A 22,642-nucleotide genomic window follows, 5' to 3' on the forward strand; every position below is an offset into this window, starting at 1 on the left:
TTGGCTTCCTATTTAATACAAATTCTGGCAATTCTTTCCGATGACCATATCCATCAGGGATATGTCAAAAACTCATCGTTAAAATTATTTAATTTCATCCATAGAGCGTAAGTTTTTTACCGCAATACGTTCAGCATTTTTACGGTCACGTTCTGGCATCATCTTTGGCTTATACACAGGCTGAAGATCATCACCAATAACCGCTGAAAGTGGACGGCGCTCTAGTTGAATTTGGTCTTGAAGTAACATCAATGCTTGAATCAATGCTTCTGGACGTGGTGGGCAACCTGGGATGTACACATCAACAGGAATAATTTTGTCTACACCTTGAACCACTGAATAGATGTCGTACATACCACCTGAGTTAGCACAAGCACCCATTGAGATCACCCATTTTGGTTCCAACATTTGTTCGTACAAACGCTGAATAACAGGTGCCATTTTAACGAAGCAAGTCCCTGCAACAATCATCAAGTCAGCCTGACGTGGTGAAGCACGAATAACCTCAGCACCAAAGCGTGACAAGTCATGTACGCCTGTCAATGTCGTTGCATATTCAACGTAGCAGCATGATGTACCAAAGTTAAATGGCCATAATGAGTTTTTACGTCCCCAGTTGACTGCGGTATGCAACACATCTTCAAGACGTGTCATCATCACACTTTTATTCACTTCTTCCTCAAGTGGATCAGTGACGATTTGACGATCTTGCAATGGATATTGATCGGCATCTGGATTCGCACGGGTTAAAGTATATTTCATCCCGACTTACTCCTGTTCAAATGATGATGTAGTCGGTGTTTTAGATTTAACACGACCAGAAGACTGTGCTGGAATTTGACCAGTAGGATCGACAACGAGTTCTTCGATATTATTGAATCGAGTAATGTCAGCGATATTCATATTTGGTGAACCAATTTTTGTTTTGATCCCTGCTGCTTTACGACGATCCGAAGGTGCCCAATTCAGTCCACCAGTTGAAAGTTCGTAAATCAAACCAATCAATAAAATCAAAATAAAAATTGCAGCAGCTGCAAAGCCAACCCAACCTACTTCACGCACAGAAGTTGCCCACGCGTAGAGGTAAAGTGCTTCTAAATCAAAAACGACAAAGAAAATTGCAACTAAATAGAATTTGGCTGACAAGCGAATACGGGCACCACCCGCACTCACTACACCTGATTCAAACTGTTCTTGCTTGGCACGTCCCCATGCTTTACCCCCAAGGAGTAAAGGAACGGTCAGCATAAAAACGCAAAGAAATGTAACGCCGATCACGAAGGCAATAATCGCCCAATCGTATGGAGTAATGGCACTCATGCGGGGATAACTCCTGGCAGGCCTATTTTTAACAAAGAATGTATGTATTGGCCTTCAAATACACCAAACACAAAATTAATTCCGCCAATTGTACCTGATTTCTAATTTCTCATGCTAGTTGAAGCGCTTTAGTCTTTCGGATGATTTTGTCCTTAAATTTACAAATATATCCAATAACATGGTTAATTCACCCTCAAAAATCGAATTAACTAATCAAACACCAAAAGTTAATCATTTTTTTCTTTACTCGTGCGCCAAAAACATCCGCCTTTCGCACCCTATGCGCAAAAATATTGCAGCATGAACTAAATCATTGCATTGCGATAAATTTATGATGAAAATTTAAACAAAATTTATATAATAGCGCGACCCAATTCCCCCTTATGGAAACGCGTCAGAATGCCTCACCCCAAAGCAGCATTAAAACCCCACTCGCTCTTCCAACTCTTTCTACTTTTTGCTGGGGTTATTTTTCTGTGTTGCCTACTTGGGATTGCCACACGACACCTTACATTTCTTGCTTCTTTTTGGCCTGCAAATTCGGTGCTACTTGGCTTATTAATTCGCTTTCCACAAACACGCCACCCAATCAGTTTTATAGGGGCAATTGTTGGCTACCTGATTGCCGATACCACTCAAGATACTCCTTTTATATTAAATATTTGTTTAACAACCGCAAATCTACTTTATGTCATCACAACACTAGCCTTGTATGTCCGTTTTAGTCAAATTATTCGCTCAATGCATCATGGCTATTTTTATTTATTTTTATTTAGTTTTTGTTGTATTGGAGGACTGGCTAGTGCCTTATTTGCAGCAATTTTACTGCCTTATTTAGACACGCCGTTTGCTTTAGGTTCATTTTGGGAGGACTTCGGCTATTGGTTTACATCCGAAATTCAAAATGCCTTACTATTACTACCTGCACTCATCAGCATGCCGAATCTAACCGCCTTCAAACAGTGTTTGAAAGAGCTAAAAGATACCGCTATTCAAACCGTTTTGCCTTTGGTTGCCGTAGTCGTTTCGATTGTGATCGCTTACTATGATGCGGGTCCCGGTTCTTTACTTTACCCAATTGCCCCCTTAATTTGGTGCGCACTGCGATATCAACATTTTTCCGTGACCATCATTAGCTCGATCAGTTGTGCCTTTATTATTTATCATGTGTCTCAAAACTATTTACTGCTTTATCCCGACAATTATTTAAACAACACGATCTCAACGCGTCTTGGGCTGATCATGATGACAATTGCCCCACTCACCGTTTCCAGTATTAATAAAGTTCGATCCAAACTCATTGAAGAACTACAACATACTATTGCTCACGATGAGTTGACCTCCAGCCTAACACGTCGTCAATTTCTTCAATCACTGCAAATTCTCCAAGAACAAGCCCAAAATGCAGGCCATACAAGTGCTTTCTTGATGCTTGATATTGACCACTTTAAACACATTAACGACAGCTACGGCCATCAAATCGGTGACCGTGCCTTACAACACTTTGTTAAAACCACTCAAACGCTCTTAAACCCTCAAGACTTGTTTGGACGCTTGGGAGGTGAAGAGTTTGCAATTTTCATTGCCAACACCAATGAAAGTGTAGCCTATCAATGTGCCGAAAAAATCCGCCAACATGTAAGTGAATCTCCAATTCAACTAGAACACGCACAAATTTTCTCAATTCAAACTAGCATTGGTATCTGCATCAACACACCAGAAAAAAACTACTCGACTGAACAATTATTCAAACATGCCGATGATGCACTTTATCGTGCCAAGCGGCAAGGACGAAACCAAGTGGTCATTTCGACATAATCTGTTGCAATTCAGCTAAATACTTTAATTATCTTTATACACAGCTTTAGCAATAGATCGGTATTCTAAAGATAGACAAGAAGGAGAATAAATATGCAGCTAAAATTCGCACACGACTCAGATTATTTCTTTTTTTCACAACTCCTCATGCGCCATATTGAAAATTATGTTCGAAAGCATCCAGATGCGGATAATGCGATTTTTGATTTAAGAGATATTTATGACGTATTTCGAGAAGACTTTGCATCAACAACAACCAATCTTGAAGGTATTCTAAATATTGCTGATGCCTATCGAGTTGAGACATTGAATGGAGATGAACGACTGATTCAAAGCTATAAAATTGATGTCAAAAACAACTCTTTATTGATTGATTTCAATGCAGATGCATTACAAAGTTTGAGATCTGGTCGCCCATTAATCGAACCTGATTCTTCGCTACAAGAATAATCAACCTTTGTTGCATCGCTTTAAATATTCTTTCGCCAAAGCTCAACTACGCTTTGGCTTTTGTTATGATTTTTAAACTCTTTTACACATTGATCATATCTAGGAGGCTGCACCGAATTAAGCCCCCTAGGTTGCTATCATTTTTTGGTGGTTTGCTTATAACGCTTCGCTGGCCAAGTCATAATAAAACGCGCTCCACCCAAGTTTGGACTTTGATCGACCTGAATTGTCCCACCAAACCAATATGCAATACGACTCACAATAGATAAACCCAAACCATAGCCACCTGAAGCACGAGTACGACTGTCATCGAGACGAGCAAAGGCTTCAAAAATTCGAGAGCGATCTTCTTCTGGAATCCCTGGACCATCATCCTCAACACAGACATAAGCTTGACCATCTGCACGAACACCACCGCTGACACGTACCTTGTTATCGCAATAACGTACTGCATTACCCACAAGGTTTTGTACTACACGATGTAAATAGCGACGTTCTGCATCAACTTTCAATACCAACGAAGGTGCAATCAATTCTATTTCTTTTTGTGTTTTTAGCGCCTCCGTTTCCATCGCCACTTGATCAAGCACTTCAACCAATACAACTTCTTCAAAATCTAACGAAGGGGTTCCCTGCTCCAACTTGGCATAAGTCATGATTTCATCAATCAAGGTATTCAACGCCTCAATATCCTTATCAATCATATCGACCTGCTGAATACGATAATTATAATCATCTTCTTCAGCCAACATTTCCATGCCAAAACGGATTCGTGCCACTGGCGTTCTGAGTTCATGCGAAACAGCACGCATCAACTCTCGCTGCGCCTCGATCAAACGTTGAATATGATCCGACATATTGTTATAGCTTGAAGCTAGATTTGCCATTTCATCGCTACCTTCGATCGGTACACGCAGTGACAAATCACCAGACTTCATTTTATTTAAAGCATAACGAACCTGACGGATTTTTCGTTCTAATGGCAAGATCAGCCCATAGACACCTAAACTCAACAAGAACAAGCTAAATAAGGTAATGCCTGCGGAAAGCTGGAAAGGCATCCAGTTAAACATCGGCACAGGACCCAAGATCAAGACTCGTGCAGGATAGTTCGGCATCGGGGAAACAATCGAAATCGTGGTGCCGCGTATGGTCGCGCTATCTTTATATAGCAACACGCTTTGGTCTTGGCGTAGACGTCCTATTTGTTCTGAATCTAAATTCACATCTCGGATATCCATGATTTCAATAGGATAATAAAAATGTTGTTTGATTCGTTCCAAATACTCACTTTCTTGTCCCGGATAAAACATCAAATAATCCAAGACAAAAATTGGCAACGCCTTCATCTGGCGTTCACCTATCTTATCGACTTTGATATAGAGAAAATGCTGCGGATCATCTTTCAAACCGATGATGATATAGCCCACGCCATGATTCGCATCATATCGAACCACTGACTTTTGTTCAGCAATTCGCTTTTTTTCAGTCCGAGACAATTCAACTCGTGCCGCATCTACATAATAAATCGGCAATTCCAACAGATCAGAAGCATCAGAAATCCAATCTAATTTCTGCTGTTTCTCTGGTTGGCGAGATACCCCCTCACTAATAACGTAGGAAATACCATCTGTAAGAGACTCTCGATATTCTTGCGCACGCTGATAGTTAATGATTTGGACCAGCAAATAACAAAATGCGGCAACCACAACCACCAATACAACCAATCCAGCATAAATTCGCAAGAATATGCTGTTCTTCAGTACTCGACTCACCATAAGGGATATGATTCCAAATTATTCAACAGCTTCTCCTTTCCAAAAGAAGAAACCCTCCTTGTAAGAAGGAGGGGCTGAATTTTACATCCCATTGGTTTCTTTAACGAATAAGTAACCTTTACTACGTACTGTTTTAATACGTTTCGGGTTTTCTGGATCATCACCAATTTTTGGACGAATACGAGAAATACGAACATCGATCGAACGGTCTTGACCGTCATATTCAATACCACGTAAACGCTCAAAAATATCTTCACGAGACAAGATACGACCCGCATTTGATGCTAATAGCCATAACAAGTCATATTCTGCACTGGTAAAGTCAACCAGCTCACCATGCAAAGTGACTGAACGACCGCCATTATCAATCACAAGATCATCAAATTCGATACGTTGTGCCACTTCATCTTCAACGGTTTTGTCAGTACGACGTAACAAAGCACGGATACGCGCCAATAACACACGCGGTTGAACAGGTTTAGCAACATAGTCATCTGCCCCCATTTCCAAGCCAAGCACTTGATCCATATCTTCGGTACGTGCAGTAAGCATCAGAATCGGTTGGTGATAGTGTGGACGCACTTCACGGCAAACAGTCAAACCATCCGCACCAGGTAACATCACATCTAATACTACTAAATCTGGTTGCTCACTAATGATTCGACGGATTGCGCGATTACCATCTGTTTCAACCCCAACTTCCAAACCGTTACGGATCAAATACTCTTGTGTTAATCGTGCTAAACGCTCGTCATCTTCTACGATTAGAATCTTCGGTAACTTTTCTTCTTGGCTCATTTATTTGCCCCTAATAATCTTACAGATACATTGGTTTATGTTTTGCAATATACACACGTTTACATTGTAAACAAGTGGCCTTCACCAAACTGATACACGCCTAGCCAGTTTTGTTATCTTTTTATTAAAATTATGAATTTTAATACCTTTTTCAGTTTTATCTGGGTTTTTTCAGCAAAATGAAAATTAAGTATATTTTTTGTGCCAATGTTAAACAATTTGTTTCTTCCTTCATCAAACAAAATTTAAGTGTTTGTTTTTTGAGTTATCCACAGAGTTATCTATACGTGTTTTTAAATCGCTTTGTTATGCTATGTCCCTGTGAAATCAGCAGTTAAGACATGAAAAAAAATTTAGTAAAATGTCAAGGATTGATCTGCTGGTAAAAATCCCGTATCTTGTGTTTAAAACAAACTTTAACCACTAAGTATTGTGTTTATCCCTCAAATATCGTGGCATACTTTTTGCTCGATTCAAACGGTCTATGAACATAAAAATAGATGATAATGGAGCTATGCTGACATGAGCATCATCACTTCTACTCCTGGCCAACTTCAGGTCATTAAACGCACCGGAGAGATTGCGACATTTAATGCCGAGAAAATTTCTGTTGCGATAGGGAAAGCATTTCTGGCAGTTGAAGGTCAACAAGGTGCAGACTCTAGTCGCATCCATGACCGTATTACGCAATTGACCGAAATGGTAATGAACACATTTAACCGTCGTTTACCTTCGGGCGGCACAATTCATATCGAAGAAATCCAAGACCAAGTTGAATTGGCTTTGATGCGCACTGGCGAACAAAAAGTTGCTCGTGCCTATGTGATTTATCGTGAACAACGTGCAACTGCTCGTCAGCAAACTGGTGCAAATCATCACCCGACCCTACAAATCACGGATGCCAAAGGACAGCTCCAACCTTTGGATCTCGATGCACTTACTGCGACAATTGAAACCGCAAGTGCAGGTTTAGAAGGGATTGATGTTCAAGCGATCGTGGATGAAACCGTTAAAAACTTATATAACGGCGTAAAAGAAAGCGATGTTGCAACCACCATGATGATGGCAACGCGTACCCGTATTGAGCAAGAACCAAACTATACTTATGTGACTGCACGTTTATTATGTAATGAACTGGTTAGCACTGGATTAGAGTTCTTGGGTCTACCAACAGACACTTTAGAAGGCGACGCATTAGAAACCTTCTTGAAAAAAGGGATCGAACTCGACCTTCTATCTCCTGACCTTCTGAATTTTGATCTTGCAAAATTGGCAGCAGCAATCCAACCAGAACGCTCAAACCAATTTACCTATTTAGGTCTTCAAACTTTATTCGATCGTTACTTCATTCACTCAAATGGCGTACGTTTTGAATTGCCACAACTTTTCTTTATGCGTGTGTCGATGGGTCTTGCACTCAACGAAGAAAATAAAGAAGAGCGCGCAATCGAGTTCTATAACTTATTATCTAGCTTCGATTACATGGCATCTACGCCTACCCTATTTAACTCAGGTACATTACGTCCACAATTATCAAGCTGTTATTTAACAACAATTGGTGATGACCTGTATGACATTTATGGTGCGATGCGTGACAACGCAATGCTTTCTAAATGGGCGGGTGGTTTAGGTAATGACTGGACACCAGTACGTGCTTTGAACTCTTATATCAAAGGCACCAACGGTAAGTCTCAAGGTGTTGTACCATTCCTTAAAGTAGCGAATGATACCGCAGTTGCTGTTAACCAAGGTGGTAAACGTAAAGGTGCGGTTTGTGCGTACTTAGAAACTTGGCACTTGGACGTTGAAGAATTCCTAGAGCTACGTAAGAACACAGGTGATGACCGTCGTCGTACCCACGACATGAACACAGCAAACTGGGTTCCTGATTTATTCATGCAGCGTGTATTTGAAGATGCTGAATGGACACTATTCACGCCTTCTGAAACACCAGACTTGCATGACTTAACAGGCGCTGAATTTGCTGAGCGTTATGCGCACTACGAAGCGGTCGCAAAAGAACAAAACATGCTCCACAAGAAAGTGCGTGCCAAAGACTTATGGCGCAAGATGCTTTCGATGTTGTTTGAAACAGGTCACCCGTGGATCACATTCAAAGACGTATGTAACTTACGTTCACCACAACAACATGTGGGCGTGGTGCACTCATCGAACTTATGTACAGAAATCACGTTAAATACTAACCAAGATGAAATTGCGGTATGTAACTTAGGTTCAATCAACCTTGTACAACACGTTCAAGGTGGTGTGTTAGATCGTGAAAAGTTAGCACGTACGATTAAAACAGCAGTTCGTATGCTCGACAACGTGATCGACATTAACTATTACGCTGTACCACAAGCGAAAAACTCAAACTTGAAGCACCGCCCTGTCGGTATGGGCATCATGGGCTTCCAAGACGCACTCTATGAAATGGGTATTGCTTACGGTTCTGATGCAGCGGTTGATTTTGCTGACGAATCAATGGAAGTAATCAGCTACTATGCGATTCAAACATCAAGCGATCTTGCGCTTGAGCGTGGTGCTTACTCAACATTTGAAGGTTCATTGTGGGATCAAGGGATTCTGCCAATCGACTCTTTAGAAATCGTTGCAAAATCACGTCCAGAACGTATGTTCGAAGTTGACCGTACACAACGTTTAGACTGGGACACTTTACGTGCCAAAGTTCAAAAAGACGGTATGCGTAACTCAAATGTGATGGCGATTGCTCCAACTGCAACCATTTCAAACATTTGCGGTGTGTCTCAGTCGATTGAGCCGACATTCCAAAACTTGTATGTGAAATCTAACCTTTCTGGTGAATTCACTGTGATTAACCCATACCTTGTGCGTGCATTAAAAGAACGTGGTCTATGGGATACAGTGATGGTAAACGACCTGAAACACTTTGAAGGTTCAGTTCAGAAGATTGCACGTATTCCTGAAGAATTAAAAGCGATCTTCGCGACAGCATTTGAAGTTGATACACGCTGGATCGTCGATGCTGCATCACGTCGTCAAAAATGGATTGATCAAGCACAGTCACTTAACCTTTACATCGCTGGTGCAAATGGTAAGAAGCTTGATATCACTTATAAGATGGCATGGTTACGTGGTCTTAAAACCACTTATTACCTCCGAGCATTAGGTGCAACTTCTGCTGAGAAGTCAACCATCAATACAGGCGCGCTCAATGCAGTAAAACCTGCATCAGTTGAAGCTCCTGTGGTTGCAGCACAAGCAGTTGAAGACAAGAAACCAGAAGCTCAAGTTGAAGAGGATGGTTTTACTACTGCAGCTCCAGTACCAATGGCATGTTCAATTGACAATCCAGACTGTGAGGCTTGTCAGTAATTTAATCTAATAATGAACCCTTCTTTATAATAAGAAGGGTTCAAAGATTAAAATATATTGAGGCAAAGAGTGGGATGAATATGACTCATAACTATATGTTGGGATTAGCTGTTCTGATCTTTGCCTTTATTTTCTTTTATATACCAATGGTCTATGCATTTTTAGCCATTCGTAAACAACAGCGTAAGCAAAATAAGTCTTAAGGGTTGTGAATTTCGATCATCAAGAAATTGAAGCTCAATCAGTAAAACTTAATTTTGCTTACACAATATAAACGTATATTACAGATATCTTTGTTGAGAGATATCGATAACAGCTATATACAACGAAGAGAGAACGAAAATGTCTATCCTAAGTTGGGACGATTTTGAAGATGATACGCAAAAACCGACTACACCTGAACACAAGTCTGCGTCCCTCGACTCGCAAAAAACGGTTAATACGCAGATGGTACCTCCTACAGAGCCATCATCGCCGCGCGTGGCAGCTCCACAACCCGCTGGAACCAATACCAGCAGATCAACAAATCCAACCGATTCGTTGGCTCGAGCATCTGAAGCCTTAGAACATTTGGATGTTGCGCCTGGTTTAGAAGAGTTGGAAATGGGTGCACAACGCGTACAAGTTGATGATAAAGCGATGATCAACTGTCGTGCGGACTTAAACCAACTTGTTCCATTTAAATATGAGTGGGCTTGGCAGAAGTATCTTGACGGGTGTGCAAACCACTGGATGCCGCAAGAAGTCAACATGAACCACGATATCGCGCTTTGGAAGTCTGAAAATGGCTTAACTGAAGATGAGCGTACCATCATCATGCGTTCTTTAGGTTTCTTCTCGACCGCAGATTCATTGGTTGCAAACAACTTAGTATTGGCGATCTACCGTCATATCACGAACCCTGAATGCCGCCAATACATTTTGCGTCAAGCATTTGAAGAAGCAATTCATACCCATGCATATCAATACTGTATTGAATCATTGGGCATGGATGAAGGTGAAGTCTTTAACATGTATCGTGAAGTTCCATCTGTTGCGCGTAAAGCAGCTTGGGGCTTGAAATATACACAGTCTTTGAGTGACCCTACTTTCCATACAGGCACGCCTGAAAACGATCAGATTTTACTTCGTAACTTGATCGCGTTCTATTGTGTACTTGAAGGCATCTTCTTCTACTGTGGTTTTACACAAATCTTGAGTATGGGTCGTCGTAACAAGATGAATGGTGTTGCTGAGCAATTCCAATACATCTTACGTGATGAATCAATGCACTTGAACTTTGGTATCGACATGATCAACCAGATCAAGATCGAGAACCCGCACTTGTGGACAGCGACTTTCCAACAAGAAGTGATTCAAATGATTCTTGAAGGTACGATGCTTGAGATCGAATATGCGCGTGACACGATGCCACGTGGTGTATTGGGTATGAATGCGAGCATGATGGAAGAATATTTGAAGTTCATCTGTAACCGTCGTTTAGCACAACTTGGTTTGCCTGAGCAGTTTGCTGGTGTGACCAATCCATTCCAGTGGATGTCAGAAATGATGGACTTGCGTAAAGAGAAGAATTTCTTCGAGACGCGCGTAACTGACTACCAAACTGGTGGTGCGTTGAGCTGGTAAGCTAAATTAATATTTATACGAAAAACGACAATTGAAATTTCCTTAGCGACAATTGAAATTGCCTTGGATAAAAAGCCATCCCATAGTGGATGGCTTTTATTTATTTCAAACTTGAATGAATTTCTCATAGTTAAGAGAAGTATTATCATTACTCGATTGATAAGCAGATTCTTTAAAATAGAAAAGTAAGTATATCTGTATACACAACCTTATTTTCGAGCTATAGACTCCGTTGATTTACACGCTTAGATAATTCTTCTGCCGACTCTTTTCGCTCTGAATAACGATCTGTGAGGTACTGACTTTGCCCGCGAGTGAGCAAGGTGAACTTATATAGTTCTTCCATTACATCAACTATTCGATCATAGAAGGATGACGGTTTCATTCTTCCATCTTCTTCAAACTCTAAAAAAGCTTTTGGAATAGATGATTGGTTAGGAATAGTGATCATACGCATCCAACGGCCTAAAATACGCATCTGGTTTAAACTGTTAAAGGACTGCGAACCGCCACTAACCTGCATCAATGCTAAAGTCTTGCCTTGCGTCGCACGAATTGCACCACCTGCTAATGGTATCCAATCAATTTGTGATTTAAAAATCGAACTCATTGAGCCATGACGTTCAGGTGAGCACCACACCATTCCTTCAGCCCAAGCGAGTAAATCATGTAACTCTTTCACCTTTGGATGCTCAGTGTCCGCATCTTCAGGCAAGGGCAAACCTTTAGGATGAAAGATTTTTACTTCTGCACCAAACTGCTCCAAGATACGTCCTGCTTCCATTACTGCCAATCGGCTGTATGAACGCTCACGATTAGAACCATACAGCAGCAAAATACGAGGTGGATGATCCAACTCCTTTGCCTGTACTTTATCTAAAGTAGGTTGATCGAGAAGATTCATATCTACATTTGGGAGAGTCATAAAAATTACACCTCTTCTTTAAAAAACTTTTTTCTAAGCCACAAAGACACACTGACTAAAGCAATCAACACAGGCACTTCAACCAATGGACCAATCACTGTGGTAAACGCCACAGGTGAAGCTAAACCAAAGGTTGCAATTGCAACCGCTAATGCCAGTTCAAAATTATTACCAGCAGCAGTAAACGAAATTGCTGTTGTTTTAGGATAGTCATTCCCCATCCATTTGCTCATAAAGAAGCTAATGAAGAACATCACGATAAAGTAAATCGTCAATGGAATGGCAATACGCAAGACATCTAGTGGTAAGCTCACCACATCGTTCCCTTTGAGGCTAAACATCGCCACAATCGTGAATAATAAAGCCAACAAACTCAGTGGACTGATCTTAGGTAAGAAGACATTTTGATACCAATCTAGACCTTTAGCTTTCACTAAAGTGAATCGTGTTATAAAGCCAAGGAAAAACGGAATACCCAAATATACTAATACCGCATGAGTAATCGTCCAGAAATCGACATTAATCACTTGCCCTGCAACACCAAAATAAGGCGGCAAGAAAGTCAAGAATAACCAAGCATAGGTACTAAAAAATAGAATTTGGAAGATACTATTAAAAGCCACCAATGCAGCTACATATTGGTTATCACCACAGGCTAAACCATTCCACACTAAGACCATTGCAATACAGCGAGCCAAACCTATTAGGATTAAGCCTGTCATATATTCTGGATAGCTATGCAAAAAGATAATGGCTAATGCAAACATCAATACTGGTGCAATTACCCAGTTCTGTACCAAAGACAAAGTTAAGGTTTTTTTGTCTTTAAACACTTGTGGTAGAGCTGCATAATCCACTTTGGCTAATGGTGGATACATCATTAGAATCAAACCAATCGCAATTGGAATATTGACGGAATCAACACTCATTTTATCCAATGCAATTGATGCTTGGGGAAGAAAAACTCCAATCGCTATCCCCAACCCCATCGCAATGAAAATCCATAGCGTGAGGTTACGATCTAGAAATGACAATCTTTGCTGAGCCATGATGTTCTCATTCTATATTTGAGATTTGATTGATTGCTGCAATCAAATCTGGGCGAGACATATGAGTTGTATCTAGTACCAATAAAGCGTCTAAGCGGCGGTTGATATGATCAACCGTAACTTGGAATGCTTTTAATTTTTCTTCTTTCGGCAAATCTAAATGTGAAGGATCAGCCAAGCCCCAATGGGCCTTGATCGCTCCACCCAAATATAGTGGACACGCTTCCTGAGCTGCTGAATCGCAAACAGTAATCACCACGTCAGGTTGATATTGTTCACAGTCATCAATGGTTTTGCTCCACAAACCATCTGTTGAAAGACCAAGATTCTCTAAAGTTTCTATGGTCAATGGATGTACTTGCCCTGATGGCTTACTACCAGCACTGTAAGCTATCCACCCTTCAGGCGCGCGGCTGTTAAAAAGAACTTCTGACAGGATGCTACGGCAACTATTTCCAGTACACAAAAAAAGAAATTTCATACTCTGTTACTCACAATAACTATTTATTTGGATATTTTGGGAAGCTTTATTCGCTATGGTTTGACTGCTTACCAAAAGATTCAGAACGTCATGACACCACGTTGGTAACTGCGGATTAATGCTGTAATACACCCATTGGCTTTGTCTTCTGTCCTGTAAGAGACCAGAGGAACGCAATAACGCTAAATGCCTAGAAATCTTTGGCTGACTCAGTTGCAACTTTTCAGTCAAATCACAAACACATAATTCTTTATTCTCAGCGACTAAAGTCACGATATTGAGTCGAGTTTCATCTGATAAGCATTTAAAAAAATTAACTTGGTCCATTCTTAATTCCTATTCACTTATTTGGATATACGGATAATCATATGCAAAAAGTAAAATTTTTAATTCACTCGTTGACCATTTTCATCAATCACTTTTTCACCATCCTCTTTCGTAAAGGCACCCTTCTGAGGTAATGGTAGAATATCTAAGACAACTTCAGAAGGACGGCTTAAGCGAGTGCCTAATTCAGTAACAACAAATGGTCGATTAATCAATATTGGATGATCAAGCATAAAACCAAGTAACTGCTCATCACTCAAATCACTACGGTCAAGGTCTAAATCCCGATAAGGATCTACATTCTGGCGAATGGCCTCTCTTACTGTTAATTTTGCGTCCTGAATCAATTTAACTAATTCGTCATGACTAGGTGGTGTAATGAGATATTCAATCACAATTGGCTCGATACCTGTATTACGGATCAAAGCCAAAGTATTCCTAGATGTTCCACAAGCTGGGTTGTGATAAATCTTCACAGTTGATGAGGTTGTCATCGAATTAAGCTCTTTTAAGATTTTATAAGACCTTTATATATGAATTATCATATATATGCAAATCCATATAAACCATCCCAAAACGCTCTAAGTTAACAAACTGGTCAAAGCCAAACCAAGCATGATCTTAATAGACTCAAAAGTTATATCTACACCTTTTTCTTTAGAAATCTCTTGAATACGATTCCAAACATTCTGATCCCTAAGCGTATCTAATAATTCATGTCCATCCCAAGTAAGCTTTAAGCTATATAGACCCAATCCACCATCAAGATATGATACCCGTTCTCCAGTAAAGAAACCTTTAGCGAGTAACAAATCCGCCATTTCTAATTTTATTTGTTCTTGCGGATTATCAATTGCATGAGTATCTATATCAAAGCTATCTGAATAAGTTAACGCTTCTATCTCTATAAGCAGACTACGAATTACATCCCAATCTCTTTTCATTGTATTTAGCTCACTATAGTTTCTTACTCAAAATTACCATTAAATTCATAAAAAATATTGTCTTATTTAAAATTAAAATCAGTATTAACTTATTCCATAGAGGTGTTAAAAACATAAATTGGATAAAATTAAATTCCAAATTAATTCCAACTCCTAGGTTATCTCTACTAATTTTATATAAAATCAAGAATTTAAAATAAAAATTTCACAAAAAATTTGATTATGAAAACTATTAGAAATTAAAAACCAAAATAAAACATTAAAAAAACATTAGATATCAAAATTAAAACATTAATTTAATATTAATAATTTCAACAACTTAATTGACTTTGATGCAATATTAAACTAATTTAATATTATCTCTATAAATTTACAGAACTGTAAGAGATGAAAACAGCAAAGCAAGTTCGAGAAGATTTTGATGCACGAGGCAAAACTATCGCGGAATGGGCAAGAGAAAATAATTTTTCTGCACATACAGTATATCAAGTTCTACTTTCAAACCGCATTCCGCGACGTGGTAAAAGTCATGAAATCGCAGTAAAACTAGGTTTAAAAGAAGGTGAAGTTAATGAATAATTATATTTATAAAAAACAAAACGGACTATAAAAGTCCGTTTTGCCTAGCTGGCATCTAAATAGATACTGCTAAGTAGGATTTTTAGTATCTCTAGATGCGGCTAAATAGTCAAGTCTTCGCTTAAATTTATTGAGCGTATTTAACACATCTATCAAAAAGATGAATTAAGGAGATACAAAATGGGTTTTAAACCGAATGTTCGTAGAAATATCAAGATTGAAAAAAATCTATTTGAACAAATTAGACAGGCATTTCTGCCTTCTCGATCGCTCTCAAATCAATTTTTTGCTGTTCGAAACGTATATCACGGCAGCTTTGGCAAACGAACAGCATACTTCACGAGTATAAAAAATAATGGAGCGTTATCACTTGAAAGCCAACTCGAGCTTGGGCATGCAATAGAGCTGGAAAGACTTAACTCGATTATCGCATACCGTGCACAAGCCACAAAAATTGAGCTGGGAAATAATACTTATGCTTTCCCAGACTTTTTAATCTTGAATAATCTTAAGCAATATGAACTACATGAAGTCAAAGAGTGCCTTGATTCTCTATCAGATGAACAAATAGAAAAATTTAATCAAATTAAAAAATATCTTAACCGATTGGATATTGAATATAAGCTCTTTGATCACAGAAATATTCCGACACAGCGACAACGACAAAGATTGCTAGCAATGTATCAATCAATAAGAATGCATCAACTATCAAAAGAAAGAATTGAGGTAGCAAAAGAAATCCCTTTTCCTAACCGTATGCCGTTAGACCATCTGTATTCTTATTTTGAAAATTATGATTACTCATATGAAGATCTAAACTATCTCCTTTTTTACAACCATATCGGCAAAAATAATGTTAGAGAAATAAATATCTTGGAGAAATCTAATGGATAGTTTATTTATATCTCCAACAATTGGCATGCGTTTTATTTATAAAAATAGAGAATATGAAGTTACTTTTCTTTTAATAGATAAATTTCGAGTTACAACAGCACATGGGGGTGTAAACAGCTATTGGTCGATAGATAAAATCAATTCTCTTTATCACAAAGGAGACATTAAAATAATTTATGAAAACAACTCTATTCTTAAAAACCCAAAAGATATTCATACAATAAAAAGAAGGCTTTCATATATTCATGAATCTTTAAAAAAAGGAAATAGATGTCAAGCGAAGGAAAACTTAGAAAGAACAATAAAAGTAATTTCAAAAAAGATTAATGATCCTAGCCCGCCTTCAACTCGAACTTTATCAAAATGGATTAAAGTATATAGATCAGATTCATATGATATAAAATGTTTAATTGACAATAGAAAAGGTAACTCAGCAAAACGAAAACCAATTTATATTATTGAAGCTTTATATCATGTATTAAAAAATGAAAATAATGCTGCATTAATTAATACTGCCAAAGATTTAGAAAGCTATATCTATGAGCAACTTGATGAAAAAAATATAATTCATCATGAAGATGATCATTATTCAATTCGATCAATTCAAAGATATATGAAAAAATTTAGCGATCCATTTTTACAAAAATTAAAAAAGAATGGCAATCGATATGCACAACTATATGTTCGTGCCTCAGCAATGAGTCAAATAAGCGATGGCTTATTACACATAGTAGAGATTGACTCTCATGAACTCGACATAATTATTTTAGATAATGAGTCTTTCGAGGCTATTGGTCGGGCATGGATAACACTCGCAATAGATAGGTTCTCAAGAGTAATTGTTGGCTTCTATATTTCATATTTTCAACCGTCAGCTTTTAGCTCTCTTCAAACACTTAAAGATATGATTACACGCCCAGCAAAGCATGAGATGGGTGGAATTCCTGCCGCCATAATCCCCGATAACGGCTCAGAAAATATTAATAATTCTTTTTTGAGATTATGTTCATCACTCAACATTACTATTCTACCTGCACAATTTAAAACTGGTAACAATAAACCATATGTTGAAAATTTCTTTAAAAACATGACAAACAGTTTGATAAAAAAAATTTCAGGAACAACTTTATCTAATTCAAAGGAAAGAGAAGAATATAAATCAAAAAAATATGCAAGTGTAACATTAGAGCAGCTAAAGAATTATATTCCAAATTGGATCAATATATATCATAAAGAACTCCATAGAGGCATTAATAGAGTTCCTCAAGCATTATGGAACCAAGAAGTAAAAAAATATACACCAAAAGGTATAACGCAAGATGAAGCAGATATATTATGCCGCACTCTTCATTTAAGAGATATTAATAATGGAAGAGTTCTATTCGAATACATCCATTATTATTCACATGCCCTAAAAACTCATGAATTAAAGGGTGTTAAACAGGCTAAAATTCTAGTAGATGAATCCGATTTAAGCTATGTATATGTACTTATAAATAATGATATTTGCATAAAAGCAGAATCAACTCAAAAAGAATATACTGAATTTTTATCTCTTAGTGAACATAAGGCTGTACGTGAAATAAAAAATAAATTAAAACTTAATGACTTAGATGAATATCCAGAAAAGAATAATATATATGCACGAATTAAATTAAGACAACTTATTCAAAGCGATATAGAACTAAACAAATCAAGTAAAAAGAAAAGAAATCTAGCTAAACTCATAAAAGAATCAAATATTCAGTTAAATCATGAAGAAAAAATAAGTATTAAAGATAGTTCATTAAAAAATAATGAAGTTATAAGTTTTGGGGATTTTGAAAGATTCGGATATGAAGAATTGGAGGTTGATCATGAAGTCTGATGTATATGAAAAGTTAGCAAAACTCGATAATTGTATAATTCAGCATAATCAATATAGGAATGCTGTGACGGGAATCCTCGATTGTTGGCAAAGGACAATTGCTTCACCGTACAAAGCAACGAGCTGTATGCTAATCGCCGAAGGTGGTTTGGGTAAAACTACGATTTGCAAAAAAGTTCTACAGAATTTTTCATCTAGTTTAGTCGAATATAGTGATTATTCTATACGTAAGAATCCTGCATTTTATATACAAATCCCATCGGGAAGTACGATCGATTCCCTTACAACATTAATGCTGCATAAGCTCAATGACATCAATCCAAGCAGCGGTACACGGAGTGACCGAGCTTTTCGACTAAAAACAAAATTAAGTGAGAGTTGTACTGAATTAATAATTTTTGATGAATTTCATCATATATATTCGACTCAAAGTTCAAAAATGAAATTTAGTAAGTCAAATGAAAATATCGCAAACTGGATCAAGACTCTAAGTGACGAAAATAAGATATGTATTTGTCTTGTCTCATTACCTGATTATGTCGAAATCTTTGAAAGAGATAGTCAACAAAGTCGTAGATTCAAAAATAAATATTTCATTAATCCGTTATCAATAAAAATTAATTCAAAAAAAGTTCATATGAAACCTTTTTTAGCAGAAGTTGATGGATTCATTCATAAAAAGCTCGAGCTTAATTCTTTAAAACTATCAGAAGATGCAATGGTTTTAAGAATATATATAGCCACTGCTGGTTATCATGATTATGTGATGAGTTTAGTCAAAGAAGCAATAAAATTTGCTCTTGAAGAAGGCAATAACACATTAAAAATCCAAAATTTTTCAATGGCGTGGGAAACAAACATCACTGCTTATGTGCGGCTATGTGAGCGAAACCCTTTCGAAATGCCAATCAAAGAACTAAATGAATTTATGAATCACTGAGAAAAATTTGAAATGTCTTTAATTTTTATCCCGAAAGCAATCGAAGAAGAGTCGGCTGCAAGCTTAATTTTACGCGCAACAGAAAAAAATGGTTATAGAAGTTCTACAAGCTTTATCTATGCTTATAACTTAAAAGTACATACTAAAAGTTTAAATGCTTTCTTTGCAAATCGAGAAAAGTTCCGAGTTCTGCTTAACCATCTGGAATTAGATTACGAATATGAAAAACTTGCTCCGTTGAGTGTTGGCCCAACAAAAAGACATTTAAAAGAACTTACTAATCAACTGTTTCCAGAAAACTTTCTTAGCGCAGATGCAACAAAGCTCTGCCCTGTCTGTATAGCTGAGAAACATTATCTTAGAAAAATTTGGTTATTTAAACACATAACAATATGCATATGGCATAAAACAAAACTCATATCAGAGTGTCCGAACTGCGGCACACTCATGACAGCTAATAGACGTGCTATACATTTGTGTTATCACTGTGAATATGATTTTAGAGAACAGAAAGACCATGAATTAATTAACTCTACCGAATTAAAAGCTAATCAATGGTTTATAAGTTGCTTAGAAGCGAATTCATTAATTAATTTAAATAAAATCAATAAATTATTCAACCTAATCAACTCAACCAGAATTTTATATCCAAATATTCAAATTTACCTTTCTGATATTGTTATAGCTTATTATTATTTTAATAATAAAATTGAATACCAGAATTCAATTTTAAAGATAGCTCAAGACAATACTAATATTATCCACCCTCGCCTCCTTTTAATTTATTTTATTGCATTTGAAAAGAAAAAATCCGAAAGTCTCTGCAATATCCTTTTAGGGTTGCAGAATATTGATTGTGCTAAAAACACTGCTGAATATTTTTTCTCTAAACGCTTTGCTTGTATTGCTTTAAATATATCTGCATCTACTTTACATAGAAACTATCTACCAGACTTGAGTTCCTCATCAAAAATATCATCAAAGGTTATTGAAGATATACTCACAGGAAAGAAAAAAAAGATAACCCCCATTGAAATTGAACATGATAAATATTGTGATATAAAGCAATTATCTAAGCTTTTAGCTATCAACTATGATCTGGCGAATAAACTATTTTATCATTCAAATATCTTTCAAGTTGAATCACTAAAACTTGGTTCTAAAACAATTAAAGTTATAAAATTTAAGGATTTCTTGAAATTTGATAAGAAATATATTTTAGCAAGTTGCTTTGCAGAGTCACTAGGTATCAATCCAGCTATTATTTATAAGCGGTTAAAGTTTCTTAGCATTCTTCCTGTATATGGCCCAGAAATAAACAAGATCCCTATAAATATTTATTTAAGAAAAGATTTAGAAAGCATTACTAAAGAGAAAATTTTACATATCACTAGTTATGAAAGAAGAATAGTGAATAAAAATTTTATGAAATTCCAAATACAACTTGAAATTCAATATATTTGCGATAGACTTAAAATCAATAAAATGCAGTTTAACAAATTAGTGAAATTTAAATTAATCGAAAATTGGGACTATAAAGAACATAAGTGCTTCTTTAATCGATGCAAAGTAAATGATATTTTTAGACTTACAAATAGCAATGATCATTTAACTATTGATGAGGCTAGGGAAGTTTTACAAGTCTCTAAAAACTGGTTTTTCAAATATTGGGTTATAACTGGTTTCATTGAAGTAATTGATCTTTGCTTATGGCGACTCGTGTCAAAACAACAAGTAGAAGAGATTCTAAAAATTAAGCAAAACTATTTTACAGGTACCGAAGCAAGTAAATTTCTTGGTATGCAAAGCTCGCATGTCACAAATTTAGTATCTCAAAAAATCATTACCCCAGTTTATCTTGGTAAAGATCCTAAAATTAGGCTTTTTAAAAAAGAAGATATCTTTGCTCTTAAAGATGAGTATTCTAAAACTAATTATCTAGATGATCTGGCAAAGACTTAAATCTTTACCAGATCATCTGAATCTTTAATTTAGAGTAGTGCATATGGAGGGACGGGATGTATTAAGCCCCTCTTTCTCCATCTATTCCCATTTACTAAACTATCAAATGACACTCCATTTGACAGAGTAAGATCATCCGCATGATCAGAAACAATAATCTGTGGTGAGAAACCTTCTTTTTCCTCAATTTCTTGACAGTAAATTGATAATCTACTAAACAGATTCTCTACTGCTTTGATATCTTCATCTATCTCACGTTCACTCGCAGAACGATTTTGCTTATCTAGAGCTTTTTGTTGATCGAATGATTCTGAATTATCGCGTTTAAAGTTTGGGAAATATACTTGTGTTGGCTGATCTAAAAATAGGATAGTTGGAATAGCACACCCATGGCCTAACTCTGCGAAATATTTATGTAATGCTAAAAACAGTGTCACATGGCTGTAAAGCCAATTCGCCCCACTCCCCATTGATCTCAAATAAATCTTTTCATTATCAGTTTCATGGTAAAGATCAAAAGTCTCAAACGAAAAGGGCTTTGTTGCACAAATAGACGAAAGATAGAGTTGTTCTAATCTTCAGATATTTATGCAACAGCCACCGTTTTAGCTGTACCAAGTTGAGTAAATTTATTCAAAATATCGACTCTTATTTGCAAGTCAACCACCTGACGATTAAAGCATCGACTAGATACACCTTGTCCAAGTCGTTTCAAGGCAAACATTTTAGCCTCTATTCGGGATCGTCGATGATAACCAATATCTCGTTTCCACTGCTTTTGACCCTTGTCCCAACAGCCTTGTACTGCATGATTCCTTGCTTTACCAATTTCATTTTCTGCCCATAAAGCAGCATTGGAACGAGGAGGGATAATTACATTTGCTTGCCGTTTTAAAATCGCATCATAACAATTCACTGTGTCATAAGCACCATCAGCCGTGACAGATGCAATGGGTTCATCAATTTGATCTAAAAGAGGTTGGAGGATTTCAGCATCACCATATTGGCAGGTCGTGACTTCAACCGCTTGTATTTCTCCACTGTTTGCATCTGTCGCAAGATGTAATTTCAGCCATTGACGATGTTGGTTTACGCCATGTTTTTTACGCACCCATTCCCCATCACCTGTAACTTTGATCCCTGTGCTATCAACTAAAATATGCAAGTCTTCCTGTGGATTTTTTGCTGATTTATGTAGAAGTGGCTGGAGCTTATCTGCTCGCCGACTCAATGTTGAGAAGTCTGGAACATTCCAGTCGAGGTGAGCCATTTGAAAAAGGCTTTGAATGAAACCTTGTGTTTGGCGTAAAGCCAGTTGGAACAGGTTTCGTATCGTGAGGGCAAATTGAATTGCTATATCAGTGTAGGTAGGTTGACGTCCTTTTTTTCCAGTAGGTGTTGCAGACCATTGCATTTGGGGATCAAACCAAATGGTGAAAGCACCCCGTTGACGTAAAGCCTGATTGTACTCAGACCAGTTCGTTGTTTTGTATCGGCTTTTTGATTCTGTATTCATCTAACATGTAT

Annotated in this window: 22 protein-coding genes; 10 read left to right on the top strand and 12 right to left on the bottom strand. The window is 37.3% G+C overall.

All coding sequences use genetic code 11. The features are described from left to right. Nucleotides 1-84: 84 nt before the first annotated feature. Together DS737_RS12395 and ndhC are read right to left on the bottom strand one after the other, a co-directional pair. Nucleotides 85-762, bottom strand: a complete 678-nt coding sequence (locus DS737_RS12395) for a NuoB/complex I 20 kDa subunit family protein (RefSeq protein WP_004638049.1) — start codon at nt 760-762, stop codon at nt 85-87. Between the two features lie 6 nt (nt 763-768). Then, the gene (ndhC, locus tag DS737_RS12400) at nt 769-1,320 is read right to left on the bottom strand and encodes an NADH-quinone oxidoreductase subunit A (RefSeq protein WP_004638048.1); all 552 of its coding nucleotides are present in this window, start codon (nt 1,318-1,320) and stop codon (nt 769-771) included. Nucleotides 1,321-1,719: 399 nt separating this feature from the next. On the opposite strand from ndhC, the gene DS737_RS12405 reads away from it, so the two are divergent. Then, nucleotides 1,720-3,138: a sensor domain-containing diguanylate cyclase gene (locus DS737_RS12405; protein WP_113997662.1), complete on the top strand. Its 1,419-nt coding sequence runs from the start codon at nt 1,720-1,722 to the stop codon at nt 3,136-3,138. 93 nt (nt 3,139-3,231) lie between these two features. Continuing rightward, a complete protein-coding gene (locus DS737_RS12410; RefSeq protein WP_004638046.1) occupies nt 3,232-3,588 on the top strand; it encodes a hypothetical protein in 357 nt (118 codons plus the stop codon). A 137-nt stretch (nt 3,589-3,725) separates the two neighbouring features. On the opposite strand, the gene bfmS is transcribed toward DS737_RS12410, so the two are convergent. Together bfmS and bfmR are read right to left on the bottom strand one after the other, a co-directional pair. After that, nucleotides 3,726-5,366 (bottom strand): sensor histidine kinase BfmS, encoded by a 1,641-nt coding sequence (gene bfmS, locus DS737_RS12415; RefSeq protein WP_005081329.1) that lies wholly within the window; start codon nt 5,364-5,366, stop codon nt 3,726-3,728. 81 nt (nt 5,367-5,447) lie between these two features. Beyond that, a complete protein-coding gene (bfmR, locus tag DS737_RS12420) occupies nt 5,448-6,164 on the bottom strand; it encodes a response regulator transcription factor BfmR (RefSeq protein WP_005081325.1) in 717 nt (238 codons plus the stop codon). A 522-nt stretch (nt 6,165-6,686) separates the two neighbouring features. Between bfmR and DS737_RS12425 the strand changes: the two genes are divergently transcribed. The 3 genes from DS737_RS12425 to DS737_RS12435 all read left to right on the top strand — a co-directional run bounded on the left by DS737_RS12425 (nt 6,687) and on the right by DS737_RS12435 (nt 11,147). After that, nucleotides 6,687-9,521, top strand: coding sequence for a ribonucleoside-diphosphate reductase subunit alpha (locus DS737_RS12425; protein WP_113997663.1), 2,835 nt, complete (start codon nt 6,687-6,689; stop codon nt 9,519-9,521). Nucleotides 9,522-9,595: 74 nt separating this feature from the next. Beyond that, the gene (locus DS737_RS12430) at nt 9,596-9,724 is read left to right on the top strand and encodes a hypothetical protein (RefSeq protein ID WP_005081321.1); all 129 of its coding nucleotides are present in this window, start codon (nt 9,596-9,598) and stop codon (nt 9,722-9,724) included. 139 nt (nt 9,725-9,863) lie between these two features. Next, nucleotides 9,864-11,147: a ribonucleotide-diphosphate reductase subunit beta gene (locus DS737_RS12435; protein ID WP_004638040.1), complete on the top strand. Its 1,284-nt coding sequence runs from the start codon at nt 9,864-9,866 to the stop codon at nt 11,145-11,147. Nucleotides 11,148-11,367: 220 nt separating this feature from the next. Here the strand turns inward: DS737_RS12435 and arsH are convergent, their stop codons facing one another. The 6 genes from arsH to DS737_RS12465 all read right to left on the bottom strand — a co-directional run bounded on the left by arsH (nt 11,368) and on the right by DS737_RS12465 (nt 14,873). Beyond that, nucleotides 11,368-12,072: an arsenical resistance protein ArsH gene (gene arsH / locus DS737_RS12440; RefSeq protein ID WP_113997664.1), complete on the bottom strand. Its 705-nt coding sequence runs from the start codon at nt 12,070-12,072 to the stop codon at nt 11,368-11,370. Between the two features lie 5 nt (nt 12,073-12,077). Then, nucleotides 12,078-13,121, bottom strand: coding sequence for an ACR3 family arsenite efflux transporter (arsB, locus tag DS737_RS12445; RefSeq protein WP_113997665.1), 1,044 nt, complete (start codon nt 13,119-13,121; stop codon nt 12,078-12,080). A gap of 7 nt (nt 13,122-13,128) precedes the next feature. Then, the gene (locus tag DS737_RS12450; RefSeq protein WP_113997666.1) at nt 13,129-13,602 is read right to left on the bottom strand and encodes an arsenate reductase ArsC; all 474 of its coding nucleotides are present in this window, start codon (nt 13,600-13,602) and stop codon (nt 13,129-13,131) included. Nucleotides 13,603-13,608: 6 nt separating this feature from the next. Further along, nucleotides 13,609-13,929: a metalloregulator ArsR/SmtB family transcription factor gene (locus DS737_RS12455; protein WP_113997667.1), complete on the bottom strand. Its 321-nt coding sequence runs from the start codon at nt 13,927-13,929 to the stop codon at nt 13,609-13,611. A 59-nt stretch (nt 13,930-13,988) separates the two neighbouring features. Beyond that, complete coding sequence (gene arsC / locus DS737_RS12460; protein WP_113997668.1) at nt 13,989-14,423, bottom strand: arsenate reductase (glutaredoxin); 435 nt, start codon at nt 14,421-14,423, stop codon at nt 13,989-13,991. 87 nt (nt 14,424-14,510) lie between these two features. Further along, nucleotides 14,511-14,873, bottom strand: coding sequence for a DUF2513 domain-containing protein (locus tag DS737_RS12465; RefSeq protein WP_113997669.1), 363 nt, complete (start codon nt 14,871-14,873; stop codon nt 14,511-14,513). A gap of 387 nt (nt 14,874-15,260) precedes the next feature. Here DS737_RS12465 and DS737_RS12470 point away from each other — a divergent pair, with 387 nt between their 5' ends. The 5 genes from DS737_RS12470 (at nt 15,261) to DS737_RS12490 (ending at nt 21,115) form a co-directional block, all read left to right on the top strand. Further along, nucleotides 15,261-15,452 carry a DNA-binding protein gene (locus DS737_RS12470; protein WP_113997670.1) on the top strand — a complete coding sequence of 64 codons (192 nt, stop codon included), beginning with the start codon at nt 15,261-15,263 and terminating at the stop codon, nt 15,450-15,452. Nucleotides 15,453-15,632: 180 nt separating this feature from the next. Continuing rightward, a complete protein-coding gene (locus DS737_RS12475) occupies nt 15,633-16,346 on the top strand; it encodes a hypothetical protein (RefSeq protein WP_113997671.1) in 714 nt (237 codons plus the stop codon). Continuing rightward, nucleotides 16,339-18,213: a DDE-type integrase/transposase/recombinase gene (locus DS737_RS12480; protein WP_113997672.1), complete on the top strand. Its 1,875-nt coding sequence runs from the start codon at nt 16,339-16,341 to the stop codon at nt 18,211-18,213. Before DS737_RS12475 ends, DS737_RS12480 begins: the two co-directional genes overlap by 8 nt. Beyond that, nucleotides 18,203-19,153 (top strand): TniB family NTP-binding protein, encoded by a 951-nt coding sequence (locus DS737_RS12485; protein WP_113997673.1) that lies wholly within the window; start codon nt 18,203-18,205, stop codon nt 19,151-19,153. The genes DS737_RS12480 and DS737_RS12485 overlap by 11 nt, the downstream gene beginning before the upstream one ends. 12 nt (nt 19,154-19,165) lie before the next feature. Further along, nucleotides 19,166-21,115 (top strand): TniQ family protein, encoded by a 1,950-nt coding sequence (locus tag DS737_RS12490; RefSeq protein WP_113997674.1) that lies wholly within the window; start codon nt 19,166-19,168, stop codon nt 21,113-21,115. Nucleotides 21,116-21,144: 29 nt separating this feature from the next. Here the strand turns inward: DS737_RS12490 and DS737_RS12495 are convergent, their stop codons facing one another. Next, the gene (locus DS737_RS12495) at nt 21,145-21,594 is read right to left on the bottom strand and encodes a DUF3732 domain-containing protein (RefSeq protein ID WP_265735949.1); all 450 of its coding nucleotides are present in this window, start codon (nt 21,592-21,594) and stop codon (nt 21,145-21,147) included. Nucleotides 21,595-21,701: 107 nt separating this feature from the next. Further along, the gene (locus DS737_RS12500) at nt 21,702-22,631 is read right to left on the bottom strand and encodes an IS5-like element ISAba10 family transposase (protein WP_005274609.1); all 930 of its coding nucleotides are present in this window, start codon (nt 22,629-22,631) and stop codon (nt 21,702-21,704) included. Between the last annotated feature and the right edge of the window lie 11 nt (nt 22,632-22,642).

Source organism: Acinetobacter haemolyticus, assembly GCF_003323815.1.
Classification (GTDB): Bacteria; Pseudomonadota; Gammaproteobacteria; order Pseudomonadales; family Moraxellaceae; genus Acinetobacter; species Acinetobacter haemolyticus.